Raw genomic sequence first — 19,093 nt, forward strand, 5'->3', positions numbered from 1 at the left:
CCACTTAAGAGCAATTAAATATGAATGAAGATTTAAATCGTGCTAACGAACATGTATGGCGATATTTCGAGTTACACGCTCAGCAAAGGATGACTGTTTTCAACTTTTACATTGCAACTACAGGCCTTCTTGCAGCAGGCATTGGATTTACCCTTCAGCAGGGAGGAAAGTACGCACTTTTCACGTCGCTAATGAGTATATTCGTTTCATTTATCTCATTTGTTTTTTGGAAGTTGGATCAGCGTGTATCTATGCTAATAAAAAATTCCGAGCTGGCTTTGCAAGATCTTGAAAGTCAATTTGTTAATACAAAATTAAGAATAATCACTAAAGACAATGATAACAACTTGTTAAACCTAGGGGTACGGTCCGTCTGGACTTATGGGAAATGTTTTCGCATTTCATTTATCATAGTCGGAATTACAGGGGCAATACTTTCAGTTACGCCATTTTTTATAAAAATATTAGAATTTTAAGCTATTTTATGTCAGGTCTTTACTTTTAATTTAAGCATTTCGACTTACAAAAGAATATCTGCCAGATATGTCGATATTACTTATACATACTAAATATTTGAACGACTCTGTGACATAGAGCGTGACGGAGTATATTAAATTACGAGTACTCGCAATTGCTTAAGTGGTTGAATTCTGCAACCTTGACGTAATTCTCTGCGGCGGCCCTGACCACTAAAATAGATATATCAGGTGAAAATGCACAGTAAATGACTGAGATCCCATGGGCGCTAATCCGTTCTGAGGTGGCAAGGCATTACGGAGAGGGGGAAAAATGCCTCTCTAGATGTTTTAATGCGTCTCGAGCCTGATAACCCAGCCACTGGTCGGAGAGCGTCAGTACTTATCTGGAGCATGACAGACCGTTATTACAGTAACGAACATACCCAGCGACAAAGTTAACTAGGAACAGTAGGAAGACTCTTCATTACGTATCGTGGATATCAAGTTGTACAAAAAAAGTCTTAATGTGGGGTGTATCCTGCTTCCAAGTAAACCCCATTTCTATCGGAAGATCACAATGTACTAGACCCAATTCACTGAGCATCAAAGCATCTCCTTCCTGAAATCTGTCGAATCTGGTCGGGTCGTCAAAAGTCTTGAGGGTAAGAGTTTTCGCTTGGAGTCGAGGTGCTTGGAAGTAATTGCATGAAGCAGGCAGTTTAAGTATGTTTAATATTACTAATTCACCATTAGGGCGTATAAGTATGTCACCTTCAAAAATAAAAGACGAACAACATAAACGCTATGATGAGCTTGCACGTAAAGTTTTGTCAGGCGAACTCGCCTATCAGCCAGCCCAAAAATCCAAATTCAGTGTGTCGGCTAATCCCAAGTTTAAGCACATAAGGTAGTAATTGACTAACGTTCTGTTGTCAGTACTTTCCCCAAAGGCCATCTGAAGCTCCTTCTTATCCAGTCTAATTTCAGCAACCAGCTGCTTCTGTCATGCGTTACCTTCTTCGAGAGTCTTCAGACACTTAACTTCAGGTACTTCCATGCGACCAAACACTAACGCCAGTTGCAAAACGTACCGTCAGATATCGCATGATGGAACCAGCGCTCACGGGCAGAAAAACCGACTTAGGCCTCGCAGGGAATACTGATGGTCTGTTCGTCAGAAAAACGGTTCTTCATTGGGTGTCCTAATATTGCTGATTAAGACATTACTAGTGATGATCAACGGGGAACAGGTGAGGCGTATTGCATCGCCAACGTTTATCAAGACACTTTTCGACTGTATGCCACAGGCAGAACCTCCACTTTGTTGCTCTAAAAGCAACTTTGAAAATTGATAGTTGTCAACAGTGAAAATGCTTAGCTATGCTTTATGTTTCCAATTAACCTATTGGATTAAATAAATTATTTTCTCTTATTACAATATTGACAACAAAGATAAAATGGGAAAACAGCTGGTGAAGGAAATCCAGCCTGGACTTTGTCTTGAAAAAAGGGGGTCAGGAGCTTGAGTGGCTCGGGAATTGGATAAAAGATCTTCATAATTTACGCCACCATAACTGTTTATACATACAGTATAAGCATAGGTTCTTTGGCCTGTGAAGGGACCGTGGCGATGAAAATCTTAGCGTATTGAATCGCAAGGTAATAAAACTCTCATTAAGGGGTAGGCACCTCGTTGTCACATCTGGGGTATAAGGCTATCATGTTAAAAATTATAGGAGGTTTTATGCTGAGAACTGAGGCAGTTGTGAAGTGTGATTTTATTACGGGGACTTATTAATGCTGGGGATACTTCGATTTTTCTTGGCGAGTTGTGTCATAGTATTTCATCTTTCGGCGAAAATACCGAACATAGGACAGCTTTTCGTTAACTTCTTCTATGTGATAAGTGGATATTTAATAACACTCATTCTTCATGATACCTATAAATTCAGATTTAAAGAATTCGCAATTAATAGGTTCTTAAGGCTTTACCCTGTTTACTATGTATTCGCGATATTATCGGCAATACTAATTTACATTCCAATATCCGGAGTAACCTCCTCTATATTCCACTCTTCCTGGAGTGGCACTCAACAGGAATTTGACTTTTTGGGTAATGCTTTTATTTTCCCATGGGCGATTCTTAGCGATCAGTCTGTTCTTTCAATACCAAACTTCCTCTATTCAGACTTTCCAAGGCTTCGACTCATCCCCTCGACATGGTCTATTGCAGTAGAAATAGTCTGCTATTTTATATTATTCATATTTACCGCGAGAAATATCTACACCTCAATAACCACTTTATTATTGGCAATTGCATTTCATGCTTACATTAATAACAGCACATTGAGCTCAGGTTACATTTATTACCCATTCATGGCCGCAATGCTGCCCTTTAGCGTAGGTGCTATTGGTTGTTTCTTTTCTAAATATTTGGAAAAAGCCTACAAATTAGAACTCACTATGGGACGACAAGTCGCCTCGCTAGTGTTAATAGTTACATTGTTCATGTTAAATTGGTGGCTGTCATTACGTTCGGTTGACTTTTATAAGTCTATATATTTTTATGCAAGCACAGTTATAGCATTGGGTTCTATAATGCTGTTGCATAACTCCAGGCCTTCGCCTAACTTACGATGGTTATGTAAAATACTTGGTGACTTGTCCTACCCGATGTTTTTAATTCAATACGTCGGTGGTTACATAGGCTGGCATCTAATTGGCATGCCTAGCGTCACTAGAGGCTGGAGAGTCTTTATCGCTGGATATATTGTTTCATTACTAATAAGTTTGGTTTCATTATACCTAATTGATAAGCCCATACAGAAAATAAGAAACAAAGTCAGACCTCAATAAACCTTTATGGCAGGCCGTACGTATGCGGCCTGCCATTTTCAATTTAAGCGGTGAGTCTGGGTTCCATCGGGCTGTTCCCAGTAATTCCCACTGCGACTTGCGTAGGGCGATGCAATAAGAGTCTTATGACCCGGTTAAATCAACGACACATAAAAAATTCTATCTTCTGCATATTCATCAATTAAGAACCTGTCACGCGGTACGTGATAACTGGTCGCTAAATTCTAATGCCGTTTTCATTGCCGCAACGATATCACCGTCCACACAGTAACGGCTGAATTCATCAAAATCGGTATCAGAACTCATGGTCACGCCAGCTTTACGATAACGCATGGAAGAAGGAACCTGACGGCCAGCAGAGCTGTGTAACTCGCTCAAACCGATGTCGACAAACTTCTGCAAGTTAGTCAGACGCACGCCCGCACCTGCCATAATGATTGGACCGCCACTCAGTTGATTCAGTTCACGCAACATCGACAAACCTACCTCAGCATTTTGCTGCTGGCCTGAAGTCAGAATTCGCGCCACACCCAACTGAGTCAATTGCTCCAGACCTACCTTCGGGTTAACGCACATATCAAATGCCCGATGGAAGGTCACCGCCATATCACTGCAAAGTGCCATAATCTCCCGCATTTTAGGCATGTCTATATGCCCTTCCGAGTCAAGAATGCCAACGACCAGACCGGGAAAACCGAGATCGCGAATGCAGGCCACATCGCTTTTCAATACTTCAAACTCACTTTGGCTATAGCAAAAGTCGCCACCCCGTGGGCGGACAATCGGATGTACCGGGATGGCTACTTTTTCTTTTGCCAGTTTTAAGGTTCCGTAACTTGGCGTGATGCCACCATCGGCCTGACTGGCACACAGTTCAACTCGGTCGGCACCTGCTTGCTCAGCCGTTAACGCACAGTCCACGCTATAACAACACACTTCTAACTTAGTCATGTGATCTCTCCTGATAACGGCATTATGCTACAACACTTGTTTGTAACGGGCCATGTCGCGTAGGCTTCTGCATGAGCATCCCCGCCCAATCACCTGCTTTGGAAAGTTAACTATGACACTCAATTTTGATCAATGGGTAGACCGTAGTCACAGTGATAGTGTTAAGTGGAATAAATATAAAAACCAGGATGTCATCCCTCTTTGGGTGGCTGACACCGACTTTACTTCTCCTCCACAAGTCATTGCCGAGCTGCAAAAGCGCGTGGCCGAGGGCGTTTTTGGCTATGGTTTCACGCCGCCGGAGCTGATCGATCTTTTGGTACAACGCATGAGCGTTCGTTATCAATGGACAATCAAACCGGAATGGATTATCTCGCTGCCCGGATTGGTATGCGGGCTTAATGTTGCCGTTCGCGCGAATACTAGCCGGCAAGAGAGCAGTGTGATGCCCTCACCGATCTATCCGCCCTTTATTCAGGCTGCACAGTCTGAAGGCCGACAATTTAAAAGCATCCCGGTAAAAGAACAGCAGCAGCGCTGGGTGCTCGATGTCAGCGACGCCAGCCAGCAGTTGGATGGCAGCGAAAAACTGCTCATGCTTTGCAATCCTTATAATCCGGGCGGCACCGTGTATCGTCGGGAAGAACTGTTACAGCAACAGGCGTTTGCTCAGGAAAACAATCTAGTGGTCTGTTCCGATGAGATTCATTGCGACTTGCTACTGGAGCCCGGTCTGCAACACATTCCGTTTGCCTCACTGAATGAAGATGCTGAACAGCGCTCTATCACCCTAATGTCGCCTTCCAAAACCTTTAATCTGGCAGGGCTTGGCGCCTCCATAGCGATCATTCCCAACGCTGCGCTGCGCAAGAAATTTAAAGATACAGCTAATGGTATTGTTCCCCACGTCAACATTTTGGCTTATGTTGCCGCCATTGCGGCTTACCGAGACGGCGCTACGTGGCTGGAGGAGCAACTCGATTATCTGCGCGGCAACCGTGAGTTGGTCACCAACCGTATAAACGCTATGCCGGGTTTACGCATGTTACCCATTGAAGGGACCTACCTCGGCTGGATAGACGCTTCTGCGTTACCGGTAGAAGACCCTTACCACTTCTTTGTCGAGGCCGGAGTCGGTTTCACTTCCGGAGCAGATTTTGGTAACCACAGATTTGTACGCATTAACCTTGGCTGCCAGCGCGCACTGCTCGAAAAAGCACTGGACCGGATGGACATCGCGCTCTCAGGCCTGGACCGCTAATTTACTCCCGTTCGCTGGCCACGATATCCCGCAGACTGTGCGGGTGAAACTTGATGGTAACCGTGCCATTCGTGATAGCCAGCGTTGGGTTAGGTAAGCGTTCATGCTCACCTTTTGGTGAACTCTGTTTTACTTTAATGCCCGGCGCGATTAAGGCTTGATCGGTTAGTTGCTCCAGTGCCCGGGCATAGAACCCCTCTTCACCTCCGCTCAGCACCAGTTCAATATGTTCCCAGCCCTCATGCGGATAACGCTTTTCACCGGGATAAGGCAACTCCACCAGATCAATACTTAACGGCCCGACACTGAGCGCCGCATCCAGTGAAAACAGATAAATCGGACGACCATTTATCTCGGTCTCATTGAGCAGCGTAGCGCACTGGGCCAGGCCTTCACGCCAGCGGTCAGCCGTGGCGTTCTGATGACAGCGCAATGAAATGTGGTCCGCGTGATAGGCTGATAAATCGAGCTGCAATCGCTCAGAAAATGAGGTTAGCGCGTCAACAAACCGCGGCATATCGTTGACCAGATCGGCCAACTCAGTGATCTGTTTCATTTCCAGCATGGTTGCTATTTCCTTATTAGTCAGCACTGTCGGCGGCTAATTTACACAGGCTTTCATTATGTTGCCAGAGACATGTCGCAGAATGGTTTTTTGCTCTGTTCTCTTCATGCGGCAATACTGACTCCGCAAGGCTAATATGATATAAACACCCATCATTTTTCAGTTCATCCGAAGCAGGATGAATAGTAAACAATCACGTTCCTTACCCTAAAATACTCAAGTTGCAGGAAGGCGGCAAACGCCTCTGCGACGAGAAGGATGACGGGTATACAGTTATAAGGTAATCCGGTGAATATACAGGCACTTCTTTCAGATAAAGTCAGCCAGGCGATGACCGCCGCAGGTGCGCCTGCTGACAGCGAAGCGCAAGTCCGTCAGTCTGCCAAGGCACAGTTTGGTGACTATCAGGCTAACGGCATAATGTCAGTGGCCAAAAAACTGGGTATGCCGCCACGACAAGTGGCTGAGAAAGTCGTTGAACTGTTAGATCTGAGCGGCATTGCTTCCAAAGTGGAAATTGCGGGGCCGGGCTTTATCAATATTTTCCTCGACCGCGGCTTTGTTGCCGCTAACGCTGATAGCGCGCTGATAGATGCCAGACTGGGCATTTCTCCCGTTGAACCGCAGACTATCGTCATCGATTATTCCGCACCGAACGTCGCCAAAGAGATGCATGTTGGCCACATACGCTCCACCATTATCGGTGACGCGGCAGTTCGTACCAATGAGTTGCTAGGTCACAAAGTGATCCGCGCTAACCACGTCGGTGACTGGGGTACGCAGTTCGGGATGCTGATTGCCTATCTGGAAAAAGTGCAGAACGAGCACGCCGGTGATATGAACCTGGCTGACCTTGAAGAATTCTATCGTGCTGCGAAGAAAAACTATGATGAAGACGAAGAGTTCGCTGCCCGCGCACGAAGCTACGTCGTTAAGCTTCAGGGCGGCGATGAGTATTGTCGTAAAATGTGGCGCAAGCTGGTTGACGTGACCATGGCGCAGAACCAACTCACTTATAATCGTCTGAACGTGACGCTGACCCAGGACGATGTCATGGGTGAAAGCCTATACAACGACATGCTTCCTGGCATTGTCTCTGATCTGCAGGATAAAGGTCTGGCAGTAGACAGTGAAGGGGCTGTCGTTGTCTATCTTGATGAATACAAGAATAAAGACGGTGACCCGATGGGCGTCATCATCCGTAAAAAGGATGGGGGTTACCTTTACACCACGACAGACATTGCCTGCGCGAAATACCGTTATGAAACGCTGGGTGCCGATCGGGTCCTATATTATATCGACTCACGCCAGCACCAACACTTGATGCAAGCCTGGACCATCGCACGCAAAGCCGGCTATGTGCCAGACTCCGTAGCGCTTGAACACCATATGTTCGGCATGATGCTGGGTAAAGATGGCAAGCCCTTCAAAACGCGCTCAGGCGGTACGGTGAAACTGTCCGACCTGCTGGACGAAGCGATAGAACGCGCGCGCAAGCTAATCACCGAGAAAAACCCAGACCTGAAAGACGCCGAAGAGCTGGAGAAGTTGGTCAATGCAGTTGGTATCGGTGCGATCAAATATGCCGACCTGTCAAAAAGCCGGACAACCGATTACATCTTCGACTGGGACAACATGCTGGCCTTTGAGGGCAATACTGCACCCTATATGCAATATGCCTATACCCGCGTTGCTTCAATCTTCAAACGCGCAGGTATTGACTTAAACAGCCTGACGCAGCCAATAGTGATTAGCGAAGATAGAGAAGCCGCGCTGGCTACCCGCCTTTTGCAGTTCGAAGAAGTTCTGACTGTGGTTGCCCGTGAAGGCACGCCCCACACCATGTGTGCCTACTTGTACGACGTTGCGGGTCTGTTCTCCAGCTTCTATGAACACTGCCCGATCCTGAATGCAGAAGATGAAACCAGCCGCAACAGCCGCCTTAAACTGGCCCTGTTAACGCAGCGCACACTGAAAACCGGGTTAGATACTCTGGGTATCGAAACCGTCGAACGCATGTAGTATTCCGTCATCCATCACACTGTTTTGATGCTGCTTGATGGACGGTGAAATGGCAGATTTTGCATAAGTAAAAGGGCGATGAGATCGCCCTTTTTTATTGATTTTTACGTGACAGGAATTCTGAAGATTAGTCCAGGCGGCGGGCAAACTCTTTGACACGAAAACCGAGCAGGCCCAGCACGCCAAAATAGGTCACCACGCCCACGACAACAACCGCCAACAGGCGTGCCAGACGATATGCCATTCCCCCCACATCCCATGCTGGCATCAGGTAAATCATGCCCATCAGCGCGGCAGACATCACTACCACTGCGGTGACCAGTTTGATAAGGAAGATGCGCCAGCCCGGCTGCGGCTGGAAGATATCCTGTTTTCGCATCTGCCAGTAAAGCAGACCTGCGTTTAAACAGGCAGCCAGACCTATCGACAGAGCCAGTCCCGCATGTTTTAGCGGCCCGACAAACGCCAGATTCATAACCTGTGTCGAGGCCAGTGTAATAATGGCAATCTTAACCGGCGTTTTAATGTCCTGACGAGAATAGAAGCCCGGTGCCAGCACTTTCACGACAATAAGCCCCATCAGGCCGACGGAATAAGCCACCAATGCACGCTGCGTCATCAGGGCGTCGAAAGCACTGAATTTACCATACTGGAATAATGCGATGGTCAGGGGTTTTGCCAGAATGCCTAACGCGACAGAGCTCGGCAGCGCCATCAGGAAGCACAAACGCAGGCCCCAATCCATCAGGCGGTTATATTCCATATGATTTCCACTGGAGAAACTGCGTGCCAGAGAAGGGAGCAGAATGGTCCCTAAAGCAACACCAAGTACGCCGGATGGAAATTCCATCAAGCGATCGGCGTAATACATCCATGACACAGAGCCTGATACCAGAAATGAAGCGAAAATGGTGTTAATGATCAAAGAAATCTGGCTGACAGAAACCCCGAGAATTGCCGGCCCCATCTGGCGCATCACCCGCCAAACCCCGGCATCTTTCAGATTCAAACGCGGCAACACCAGCATGCCAATTTTCTTTAGATGTGGCAGTTGGTAGCCTAATTGCAACACCCCGCCGGCAACCACTGCCCACGCCAGCGCCATCACTGGCGGATGGAAATAAGGCGCGGCAAACAGTGAGAAGCCAATCATGCTGACATTAAGAAACGTAGGCGCAAAAGCCGGGATTGAGAAGCGGTTCCAGGTATTGAGAATTGCCCCCACCAGAGACGCAAGTGAGATCAGCAATATATAGGGAAACGTGACCCGCAGCAGTGCACTGGTCAGAGCGAATTTATCCGGTGAATCCACAAACCCCGGCGCAGTAATATAAATTACCCACGGGGCAGCAAGCATGCCAAGAATCGTCACCAGGGCCAATACAAGAGTGAGCAAACCTGAGACGTAAGCGATAAATGTTCGCGTGGCCTCTTCGCCCTGCTGGGATTTGTATTCAGCCAGGATCGGCACAAAGGCCTGAGAAAAAGCCCCTTCGGCAAAAATACGGCGTAGCAAATTGGGCAGTTTGAATGCCACAAAGAAGGCATCAGTCACCATCCCTGCGCCAAAAACGCGTGCCACAATGGCGTCGCGGGCAAAACCTAATACACGTGAAAACATCGTCATTGAACTGACGGCGGCCAAAGATTTCAGTAGATTCATGTTATTTTTCTTAGTTGCCAGTCATTAAACAACCACGCCTGCAACAGCAAGCGTGGCTGCAAGAACCAGCAGGGCTCTAACGTGCGCCATAGTGTACGCATACCCAATGCAATAGCCACTGGCAGTTGTTATATAATATTACCTGCCCGTGCTCAGGCAGTTATCTCGTTATTTTTCAGAATATTCTCGATAATACGCTGAGCATAAATCCCCTCCTCAGAACTGGTTTGCGAGGCTTTGTGATTGGCGGCACAATCTATGAAATGATTTATCGCCCCTTCAAATCCGCGCGCAGCCAGCGTGGTCTGCCAACTGGCAAGCGGCAACTGACTGATAATGTCGTTTTTCTCCTCCTGCCACTGTTTCATATCACTGAGTTGATAAACCGCATCCTGGGTTACCGCTTGCACACTTTCCCGCGAACTGCCCGCCTGACGGTGCATTGAGGTCGTCACGATACTGCCGCGGCAATCAAAGTGGTGTTCAGCATAGATCAGCTGATTTTGATCGTTAACGGTGAGCTGGCCGCTGAGCAAGTTTGCCTGACCGCCAGCCAGCCAAAGCGCAGTGTCCACCACGTGCAGGTAATCATCTAGCAGCGTAAAGCGCAGATCGTTTGGCCCAACGCTGTCAGACCGGTGCTTATCCATGCGCAACGAGGCGGCCGGTTGTTGTTCAAGTTGCTGTTTCAACTGCACGTAGCGCGGGGCGAAACGCCGGTTAAAACCGACCATCAGGACTTTACCCGCGTTTTGCGCCTGTTCAATCAGACGTTCTGCCTGATCCAGCTCTGCTGCTAACGGCTTGTCGACATAAACATGAACACCCTGCTGCAAGAGTTGGCTGACGACCTCGAAATGCGTGGAGGTGCTGCTATGCACAAACACCGCGTCACACTGCGACGCCAGTTCATCCAGGCGCGAAAAACAGCGCATGCGGTAGCGATTACAAATTGACTGCGCTTTTTGTTGATTGGGAGAAAACCCGCCCACCAGCATCCAATCTTCTTCATGGCTGAGCACCGGCAGATAGGCTTTTTGCGCAATCCCGCCCAATCCCACGAGGCCAACGCGTAGTTTAGTCATCGGTGTCCCTCAGTCCGCCAGCTGTTGCAGCAGGCAATCCAATCGCTGTTTAAGTTCGGCCACTTCAGTTTCAAGCACGGCGACGCGCTCTTCAATAACAGCCTGGCTTGTCGTTCGCGCCTCGAACAACTCGTCTCCCGCCGTTGTGGCGACATCACTCACTTCACCACTAAACAGATGCATGAAGCGGCTTTCACGTTTACCCGGCTCTCGCGCCAGACGTACGCAGAAAGGCCCGTCTTCACGACTCGCCAAAGTAGTGAGTGTGTGTTCCACCTCGCTGACATCCGCAAAATCATGCAACCGGCTGGTGCGGGTACGCAGTTCGCCCGTTGTTTGTGCGCCGCGCAACAGCAGCGTGGTGACAACGGCCACTTCCTGCGGTGAGAATTTAAGATCACCGAATTCTGAATTACAAAAACGATGCTCATATTTCATCGTCCGACTGCCGCTTTGGGTGCGAATAATGTGTTTGCGCAGCAGTAAATCTAGCGTCTGTTGCACTTCACTTTCGCTCAAATCCATCACAGGCTCACGATTGGTTTTCTGATTGCATGCCGTGGTCAGACCGTTGAGCGTCATTGGGTATTGTTCTGGCGTGGTGAGCTGCTTTTCTAGCAAACACCCTACCACGCGGGCTTCTTTGGCACTCAATTCATGTTTCATCCGGGCTCCTTAACGTGGGGCAGTCCATTCCTGATAAGTCAGGGCGGTCAAAATGTGGTCTTGCCACTTACCGTCGATCAATAAGTAATCTTTGGCGTAACCTTCTCGCTCAAATCCCAGACGGGTGAGGAGATCCCCGCTGCGCTGATTGTGTGGCATATAGTTAGCCATAATGCGATGCATTTTCTGTTGGCGTTGCATATAGCGGATCAACGATTGTAGTGCCTCTAACATCAGGCCCTGCCCCTGCCATTTTTCACCCAACGAGTAACCGAGGAAACAGGCGTGGAATGAGCCACGCAAAACATTGCTGAAGTTAGCCACGCCCTGCACGTAATTCTCATCAGGGTCGAGCAGAATAAAGTAATAGGCATTGCCCTGTTTTTGCATCTCGGTGATAAGCCCAAGACGAGCAAGCCAGCCGGACGGATAACAGTGACTTTCATCCCTGACAGGTTCCCAGGGCTTAAGAAACTCGCGGTTTTCAACATAGTAATCCGCCATGCGGTGCGCATCCCGCTCATGGACTAAACGCACGACCATCCGATCAGTAGTAAGCCGCACTCTAGGTGTGGCAGATTTATAGCCAAACATCCCTTCCCTCCACAATCCGCACGGGTCAATAAGAAGTATTGATAGGAAATAAACTATCGGGTCGGTTCACTTGTTGTTACCGACCAATTCTGCCAGTCTCCGCACGGCTTGACGATAAAAAAATAGGATTGCTGATCTCGCGCGTCAAATGCGGGTTACTTCTGCGGCAGATGCCAGTGATCATGGTTGTTATGTGGGCTTTAGCCGCCATAGCTGTCTCTCAGATATCTCTCGTTATAGCATCGACGGTTTGATCTCCCTGGATTCTTTAACCATACTTCAAAATGCGTCGTAATCAGGCGGGCCTTATCCCCCACCCGACAGGCCTGCCACGGATAAAGGAGCACTGCATTATGAAACTCTACATCTACGAACATTGTCCCTTCTGTGTTAAAGCTCGCATGATTTTCGGTCTGAAAAACATCCCCATTGAGATCAAAGTCCTGTCAAATGACGACGAAAAAACACCTATTTCGATGGTCGGTAAAAAAATGGTGCCCATCCTGCAGAAAAAAGATGGCAGCTTTATGCCGGAAAGCATGGATATTGTGCATTATATTGATAAAAGTAATGGCGCCCCCCTACTGACCGGCGGGACTAACCCCGCGATTGCTGCATGGCTACGCCAGGTATCGGAATATATCTCGAAATTGCTGCTCCCACGCTTTGCCCTGGCACCACTGGAGGAGTTCTCAACGCCAGTAGCCCGCAAATATTTCAGCGATAAAAAACAGGCTCAAATAGGTGACTTTAAGGAGCACCTGCTGCACTCAGAGGGCCTGGTCAAAAAAATCAGCAATGATCTGCGTGCACTGGATAAACTGATTGTTGAACCGAACGCCGTAAACGGTGAGTTATCAGAAGATGACTTCAACTTGTGGCCACTGTTGCGTTCGCTGACCATTGTTCAGGGCATTGAGTTGCCATCCCGCGTACAAGCGTATCGCGATAATATGGCGAAACAGACTCAGGTGAATCTGCTGACCAGCATGGCCAGTTAATTTTTTAGCCGGAGTTCTGCTCCGGCAACTCCCTCTCTTGCGCATCTTTTCCTCTTTTAATCTTTGCCTCAAGCACTTAGGCTAATCGGCGTTATCTGATAGGCATGCTATTTTTAATAGCCCATGCTGGCAAGATTGTTGATGTCTGTCGTGCACAGGCATATTGACGCGTTATATCGCTGAGGAATCAATGAGAAAGTTATTTTTAGGGGCCGCTGCCCTGATGTTTGCCGGCCTGCTTGCCGGATGTAACCAGCTCACGCAATACACGCTGAGCGAGCAGCAAGTGAACGAGTATTTACAGAAGCACAATGATTTTCAGAAACAACTGGGCGTACCGGGTCTGGTTGATGCAAAAATCATTCTGAGCAATCTCAACAGCCAAATTGGCCGTGCTGAACCGGGTAAAGTTACTCTGACCGGCAATGCCAGCGTGGATGTCAACTCACTATTTGGCCAGCAAAAAGCCGATATGACACTGACGTTAAAAGCGCAACCCTCGTTTGATAAAGAGAAAGGGGCGATTTTCCTCAAAGATATGGAAGTGGTGGATTACACCATCAAACCTGAAAAGATGGACTCAGTGATGAAAGGGTTGATGCCGTATCTCAACCAGTCGCTGAAATCCTATTTCGACCAAACACCGGCGTATGTGCTCAATGGCGATCGCAGCAAAGGCGAGGCGATGGCGAAGAAATTGGCTAAAGGTCTGGAAGTGAAACCCGGTCAATTGGTGATCCCGTTTACTGACTAAGCGCTCTAAACGGTATAAAAAAGCCCGACATGAAATTTCATGCCGGGCTTTTTACTTTGATATTGAGGAAGCGTTACTGCTCGTCTTCTTCGTCGCCTTCCAATTCCTGCGGTGTGGCTTCTTCCAACTCATCACGCATCACCTGCAGCGCTTCACGGCTTATTTCAGCCAGCGTGCGATAGAAACCACTGGTCGCATGGGCTTCTACTTTGCCTAAAAATTTACCGCACCAGGGGAATAAAAACGTGTCGAACAAGGTCGTTTGCGCCGCCACTTCATCTTCCGTTGACTGATCTTCCAGCCAGGATGCCGCCAGCAGCATAGCGCCAAAATGGTCAGCGGGCGCTTCACCCAAAGGCATACCGCGCTGTTGCAGGAAAGTGCGAACATCCAGTTCGCTGGCACCCTCAACGTAGCCGCTGCGATACGGCGATACAGCACATTCAGCCCCCACAAACAGGTGGTTGAATTCAGCGGCCAATGCCTGCGGATCCGCACTTTGCTGAAGGCGAACCAGTAGCGCATCTTGCTCCAGCGGCCAATGCTCAAGCAATTTACCTTGCTGAATCAGGCCGAAAAGCGGTTCCAGCAGCGGATCTTGCGGCTGGCGGTAAAACAATGTGCCGAGTACCCGGCAAACAACGGAAAATTCATTCATATCGGCAACCTGCTAAGCCTGAGGAAAAGGGAAAGATAAAACGGCCGTGACAATGTCACAGTTCGCTTAATTCAGCAATCGGTGTTCGGCCTCGGGTTTCCAGAAAATCGAGGAAACGTCGAGGGCTGACGTTAAGAATACGGGCTTCAGGAAAGTCTGCATCACGCAAAATCCGCTCACAATGTTCGAACCCACCCAGCGAATAAGCAATATGGGAGTCCGATCCAAGGGCCAGCCAGCCGCCAGCCTCTTTTACAGCCTCTACGATAGCGCGGCAATTCGATTCACTGCCTTTGCGGGAGTGAGTAAATGACGAGTTATTCAGTTCGAGTGCCACATTGTATTTGGCCGCTGCGACCGCCACAGCAGAAATATCAATCGGGTAACGCGGGTTTCCCGGATGGCTAATGATATGCACTTCACCACCGGCCATCGCCGCGATCATCGCCGCCGTATGGGTCTCTTGATCGGAAGGCGGCATCACCGGCTCGTGGAACCCGGCAATAATGACGTCAATGGCACTGAGCATCGGACCCGTACAGTCGATATCACCCGTAATATTTTTTATATTCGACTCAATACCGCGCAGAATACCCACCCCGTCAACCATCCGTGGCCAGACCTGCATATTCATGAAGTGCCAGTAGTGTGGAGCATCCGCCATGTCAGGCCCATGGTCAGTGATAGCAAACAACCTGATTCCCTTTCCTTTTGCTTCATCTATATAGTCATGTAGCGTGCTGTAAGCGTGTGTACTGGCAACAGTGTGCATATGTAAATCAACCGGATACGGCATGTTAGCTCCCTCAAGTAGTCAGCCACCGCGGCGATGTTCGCTGTGGCTGTATTAATTTTATCAGACTCTTGTACTGACTAACGCAACGGGCTAACAGGCTTAATAGCCACGGTCGAGGTCCACCAACCCTGCCGGTCTGCGCCCCTCTTCGATTGCCACAATATTGGCGGCGATGTTGTCCATAGCCTGCTCTGGCAAAGTATTAGCACCGATGTGCGGCGTCATGCTAACACGCGGATGTGACCAAAAAGGGTGCATACCCGGAAGGGGTTCTTCAACAAATACGTCCAACGTCGCCGCGGCGACCTGCCCGCTGTCGAGCGCGCGCAGTAAGTCGCCCTCAACCAAATGCATACCCCGCGCAATGTTAATCAGGTAGGCCTGCTCCTGCAGGTGCTCGAATAGGCTTTTATTCAGGATGCCTGCGGTTTGCGGCGTGTTGGGCAGTAAGTTAATCAGCATTTTGCAGTCGTTAGCAAAGTCATGCAGTTGATCATCACCAAAGTAGCTTTTAACACCCGGGATCTCTTTAGCACTGCGGCTCCAGCTGCGAACCTGAAACTGCATACCGACCAGTTTTTCTGCCACGCAACTGCCAAGAACGCCAGCCCCCATAATGCCAATAGTGAAATTATCATGCTGATGCGGCGTAAGCGGACGCCACTGTTTTTGCTGCTGGAGTAGCTGATACTCATCCATGCGGCGGAAATAACGCAGCACCGTAGCCAAGGCATATTCCTGCATCTGCAACGACATGCCCGTGTCTTCGAGGCGCAGTAGCGGCACTCCAGGGGGTAATGTACCCGGCTGACGCTGCTCCTGCATCAGGATGGCATCGACGCCAGCGCCAAGGGCAAAAATACCTTTGAGACGGGTACGGGACATCAGCATTTCGCGAGGTGGTTGCCAGACCAGGGCATAATCAGCAGGTTGTGTATCTCCATCGTGCCAGGCACGGATGTTGGCTTGAGGTACTCTTTTATTTATTCCGTCAATCCACAGTTTCGAATCAAATGTAGGGTGGTAAAATATAATGTTTATCATGGTTGGCCTCCTAAGCCCTGATAGATTTCCCCGAATATCATCAGGATGCAACCCAAAGATGAAAAAAGGAACAGGTCCCGTCAGGCCCCGTCCCTGTACACTGAACGCCGGGCGGTAATCTGGGTTGGCTTCGACTGGCGTACGGCGGGTATTTGCGGCATTGAGCCCGGAAGAGGGTTGAATAAACAAAATCCACTTTTTGCTCTGTAAATCAGCAAATTGCTTTAAGTTTGAGTAAACGGATCGAATCATGAAAAAGAGGTGTTGACGCTGGGGCTGCTTTTCCCTACATTAGCGCCGGTCAGCAGTGCTAAGACGTTGTGTGACTTACGGTGAGGTGTCTGAGTGGCTGAAGGAGCACGCCTGGAAAGTGTGTATACGCTAACGCGTATCGAGGGTTCGAACCCCTCTCTCACCGCCATATAAAAGCCAAAAGGCCTGGATTTTCATCCAGGCCTTTTGGCTTTTATATGGTTGATGGGCAGCGCGGATAAACCCACATCATTGCATTAACACACCACACAATTCCTGCTTTTGATGGCAGATTGCCGATGTCTTAACCATCCAAATCGGATCCCGTAAATTTTTCTTGACCCATCAGGCTGCTCTCCCTATAGTAGCGCCCCGTTGCACCAGTCAGCGGTGTAACGACTACGGTGAGGTGTCTGAGTGGCTGAAGGAGCACGCCTGGAAAGTGTGTATACGCTAACGCGTATCGAGGGTTCGAACCCCTCTCTCACCGCCATATAAAAGCAGAAAGGCCCAGATGAAAATCTGGGCCTTTCTGCTTTTATATGGCGGTAGCTCGGTGATATCCGCGGGTTCAACAAATTGACCGGCAGCCGTGAATAGATAAATACCTTTTATTTCGGCTCATTTCTGTTGCCCGTTGATTTATATCTACAACATTTTTCCTAAAAAGGCGTATTGTCGCGCAATAACCCGTGACGAGTCTGTCTAGACCCGCCTTCTTTAATGATAGTTGTCCGGTGGATCCACCTGCTATGAATACCTCAACCAATCGCCCTCTGCGTCTCTTCAGCGCCTTCATTGATGCCTGCATCAGTGAAAAATATACCGTTCAACGCCTGCTAAAAGATGCCACTGCCGGTGTCACCGTCGGGATCATCGCCATTCCGCTGGCAATGGCACTCGCTATCGGTAGCGGCGTTCCTCCACAATATGGTCTTTATACCTCGGCAGTGGCCGGGATCATTGTGGCCGTTTTCGGCGGCTCACGCTTCAGCGTCTCAGGCCCCACTGCCGCCTTCGTGGTTATACTCTATCCGGTATCGCAGCAGTACGGCTTGTCAGGCTTGCTGCTGGCAACATTCATGTCTGGGGTGATGTTAGTGCTGATGGGGCTTGCACGCTTTGGCAAGCTCATTGAATATATTCCGTTACCGGTAACGCTGGGTTTCACCTCCGGGATCGGCATCACGATCGGCACAATGCAGATAAAAGATTTCTTCGGACTGAGCGTTACGTCCATGCCAGAACATTACGTCGGCAAAGTACTGGCATTGGTTCAGGCGATGCCTACGCTAGATATCGGCGATGCACTGATTGGTATTGTGACGTTAGGAGTATTGGTTCTGTGGCCTAAACTTGGCCTACGCGTTCCCGGTCATTTACCGGCGCTATTAGCAGGTTGTGCGGTAATGGCGGTTTTCATGCAGATGGGTCATCCGGTCGCCACCATCGGCTCACGCTTTCATTATCTATTGCCGGACGGTTCGCAAGGTTTCGGTATTCCGGCAATCCTGCCACAATTTGTCCTTCCGTGGTTACAAGCTGGCAACCACGGGTTGAGCCTCAATCTGGTTCAGGCACTGCTGCCCGCCGCGTTTTCCATGGCCATACTCGGCGCCATTGAGTCCTTGCTTTGTGCGGTGGTGCTTGACGGTATGACCGGCACAAAACACCACTCAAACAATGAGCTGATCGGTCAGGGTATGGGGAATATTATCACCCCATTCTTCGGTGGCATCACCGCCACGGCAGCCATTGCACGTTCGGCAGCGAATGTCCGCGCAGGCGCTACGTCGCCGGTCTCCGCCATCATTCACTCCCTGCTGGTCATTCTGGCGTTATTGGTGCTGGCACCCTGGCTTTCATGGTTGCCGCTGGCCGCGATGGCAGCCCTGCTACTGATGGTCGCGTGGAACATGAGTGAAGCGCACAAAGTCATTAACCTTCTGCGCCGTGCGCCTAAGGATGACATTCTGGTGATGCTGACCTGTATGAGCCTCACTGTATTGTTCGACATGGTGATAGCCATTACCGCAGGAATTGTGATGGCGTCACTGCTGTTTATGCGCAGTATCGCTAAAATGACTCGCCTGACTGACGTACCCGGAGAATACGGAGCCGACGAGTGCGTACTGCGCATCAGTGGGCCGCTATTTTTTGCCGCCGCCGAGCGAATTTTTACTGAGTTATCGGCGCGCAGTGGCAACGCACAACGTATTATTTTGATTTGGGATCGTGTAGCGCTGTTGGACGCCGGAGGTCTGAGTGCACTACAAAGTTACATTCAAGGATTACCGAAGGGTGTGGAGCTGGTAATCACTGATATTCCCTACCAGCCGCTTAAGACACTGGCCCGCGGCGGTGTAAAACCTATCTCAGGACAGCTCAGTTTCTACAGTTCGCTTTCCGAAGCACTGAGTGATCCGCAACCGCGCTAAGCAACGCTAAAAGCAAAAAGGCGACCCTT

General features: G+C 49.2%; 16 protein-coding genes and 2 tRNA genes. 9 read left to right on the forward strand and 9 right to left on the reverse strand.

The window, feature by feature from the left end; translation table 11 throughout:
* Window positions 1-20 precede the first annotated feature (20 nt).
* Window positions 21-476, forward strand: coding sequence for a hypothetical protein (locus tag IEV89_RS06235; RefSeq protein WP_188471558.1), 456 nt, complete (start codon window positions 21-23; stop codon window positions 474-476).
* Window positions 477-2,255: 1,779 nt separating this feature from the next.
* Window positions 2,256-3,314, forward strand: a complete 1,059-nt coding sequence (locus IEV89_RS22000) for an acyltransferase family protein (RefSeq protein ID WP_188471561.1) — start codon at window positions 2,256-2,258, stop codon at window positions 3,312-3,314.
* Between the two features lie 192 nt (window positions 3,315-3,506).
* On the opposite strand, the gene cutC is transcribed toward IEV89_RS22000, so the two are convergent.
* Complete coding sequence (gene cutC, locus IEV89_RS06245; RefSeq protein ID WP_188471563.1) at window positions 3,507-4,265, reverse strand: copper homeostasis protein CutC; 759 nt, start codon at window positions 4,263-4,265, stop codon at window positions 3,507-3,509.
* 112 nt (window positions 4,266-4,377) lie between these two features.
* Here cutC and IEV89_RS06250 point away from each other — a divergent pair, with 112 nt between their 5' ends.
* On the forward strand, window positions 4,378-5,526 hold the full coding sequence (locus IEV89_RS06250) for a MalY/PatB family protein (RefSeq protein WP_188471565.1): 1,149 nt from the start codon (window positions 4,378-4,380) through the stop codon (window positions 5,524-5,526).
* Window position 5,527: 1 nt separating this feature from the next.
* On the opposite strand, the gene IEV89_RS06255 is transcribed toward IEV89_RS06250, so the two are convergent.
* Window positions 5,528-6,082 (reverse strand): VOC family protein, encoded by a 555-nt coding sequence (locus IEV89_RS06255; RefSeq protein ID WP_188472398.1) that lies wholly within the window; start codon window positions 6,080-6,082, stop codon window positions 5,528-5,530.
* Between the two features lie 297 nt (window positions 6,083-6,379).
* On the opposite strand from IEV89_RS06255, the gene argS reads away from it, so the two are divergent.
* Complete coding sequence (gene argS / locus IEV89_RS06260; RefSeq protein WP_188471567.1) at window positions 6,380-8,113, forward strand: arginine--tRNA ligase; 1,734 nt, start codon at window positions 6,380-6,382, stop codon at window positions 8,111-8,113.
* Window positions 8,114-8,240: 127 nt separating this feature from the next.
* Here the strand turns inward: argS and murJ are convergent, their stop codons facing one another.
* The 4 genes from murJ to rimJ form a co-directional block, all read right to left on the reverse strand.
* Entirely contained in the window at window positions 8,241-9,776 is a 1,536-nt protein-coding gene (murJ, locus tag IEV89_RS06265) for a murein biosynthesis integral membrane protein MurJ (protein ID WP_188471569.1), read from the reverse strand.
* A 152-nt stretch (window positions 9,777-9,928) separates the two neighbouring features.
* A complete protein-coding gene (locus IEV89_RS06270; RefSeq protein ID WP_188471571.1) occupies window positions 9,929-10,861 on the reverse strand; it encodes a Gfo/Idh/MocA family protein in 933 nt (310 codons plus the stop codon).
* 9 nt (window positions 10,862-10,870) lie between these two features.
* Window positions 10,871-11,527, reverse strand: coding sequence for a DUF480 domain-containing protein (locus tag IEV89_RS06275; RefSeq protein WP_188471573.1), 657 nt, complete (start codon window positions 11,525-11,527; stop codon window positions 10,871-10,873).
* Window positions 11,528-11,536: 9 nt separating this feature from the next.
* On the reverse strand, window positions 11,537-12,121 hold the full coding sequence (rimJ, locus tag IEV89_RS06280; RefSeq protein WP_188471575.1) for a ribosomal protein S5-alanine N-acetyltransferase: 585 nt from the start codon (window positions 12,119-12,121) through the stop codon (window positions 11,537-11,539).
* A gap of 353 nt (window positions 12,122-12,474) precedes the next feature.
* Here rimJ and grxB point away from each other — a divergent pair, with 353 nt between their 5' ends.
* Together grxB and IEV89_RS06290 are read left to right on the forward strand one after the other, a co-directional pair.
* The gene (gene grxB, locus IEV89_RS06285) at window positions 12,475-13,122 is read left to right on the forward strand and encodes a glutaredoxin 2 (RefSeq protein WP_188471577.1); all 648 of its coding nucleotides are present in this window, start codon (window positions 12,475-12,477) and stop codon (window positions 13,120-13,122) included.
* A gap of 190 nt (window positions 13,123-13,312) precedes the next feature.
* A complete protein-coding gene (locus IEV89_RS06290; RefSeq protein WP_188471579.1) occupies window positions 13,313-13,876 on the forward strand; it encodes a lipoprotein in 564 nt (187 codons plus the stop codon).
* A 73-nt stretch (window positions 13,877-13,949) separates the two neighbouring features.
* Here the strand turns inward: IEV89_RS06290 and IEV89_RS06295 are convergent, their stop codons facing one another.
* The 3 genes from IEV89_RS06295 to ghrA form a co-directional block, all read right to left on the reverse strand.
* Complete coding sequence (locus tag IEV89_RS06295) at window positions 13,950-14,534, reverse strand: TorD/DmsD family molecular chaperone (RefSeq protein ID WP_188471581.1); 585 nt, start codon at window positions 14,532-14,534, stop codon at window positions 13,950-13,952.
* Between the two features lie 55 nt (window positions 14,535-14,589).
* The gene (locus tag IEV89_RS06300) at window positions 14,590-15,330 is read right to left on the reverse strand and encodes a phosphatase (protein ID WP_188471583.1); all 741 of its coding nucleotides are present in this window, start codon (window positions 15,328-15,330) and stop codon (window positions 14,590-14,592) included.
* Between the two features lie 99 nt (window positions 15,331-15,429).
* Window positions 15,430-16,371, reverse strand: a complete 942-nt coding sequence (gene ghrA / locus IEV89_RS06305) for a glyoxylate/hydroxypyruvate reductase GhrA (protein ID WP_188472400.1) — start codon at window positions 16,369-16,371, stop codon at window positions 15,430-15,432.
* A 334-nt stretch (window positions 16,372-16,705) separates the two neighbouring features.
* Here ghrA and IEV89_RS06310 point away from each other — a divergent pair.
* The 3 genes from IEV89_RS06310 (at window position 16,706) to dauA (ending at window position 19,064) form a co-directional block, all read left to right on the forward strand.
* Window positions 16,706-16,795: transfer RNA gene (locus IEV89_RS06310), tRNA-Ser, on the forward strand.
* A gap of 234 nt (window positions 16,796-17,029) precedes the next feature.
* Window positions 17,030-17,119, forward strand: a tRNA-Ser gene (locus tag IEV89_RS06315).
* A 259-nt stretch (window positions 17,120-17,378) separates the two neighbouring features.
* On the forward strand, window positions 17,379-19,064 hold the full coding sequence (gene dauA, locus IEV89_RS06320; protein WP_188471585.1) for a C4-dicarboxylic acid transporter DauA: 1,686 nt from the start codon (window positions 17,379-17,381) through the stop codon (window positions 19,062-19,064).
* Window positions 19,065-19,093: the final 29 nt, after the last annotated feature.

The sequence above is a fragment of the Hafnia psychrotolerans genome (assembly GCF_014639435.1).
Lineage (GTDB): Bacteria > Pseudomonadota > Gammaproteobacteria > Enterobacterales > Enterobacteriaceae > Ewingella > Ewingella psychrotolerans.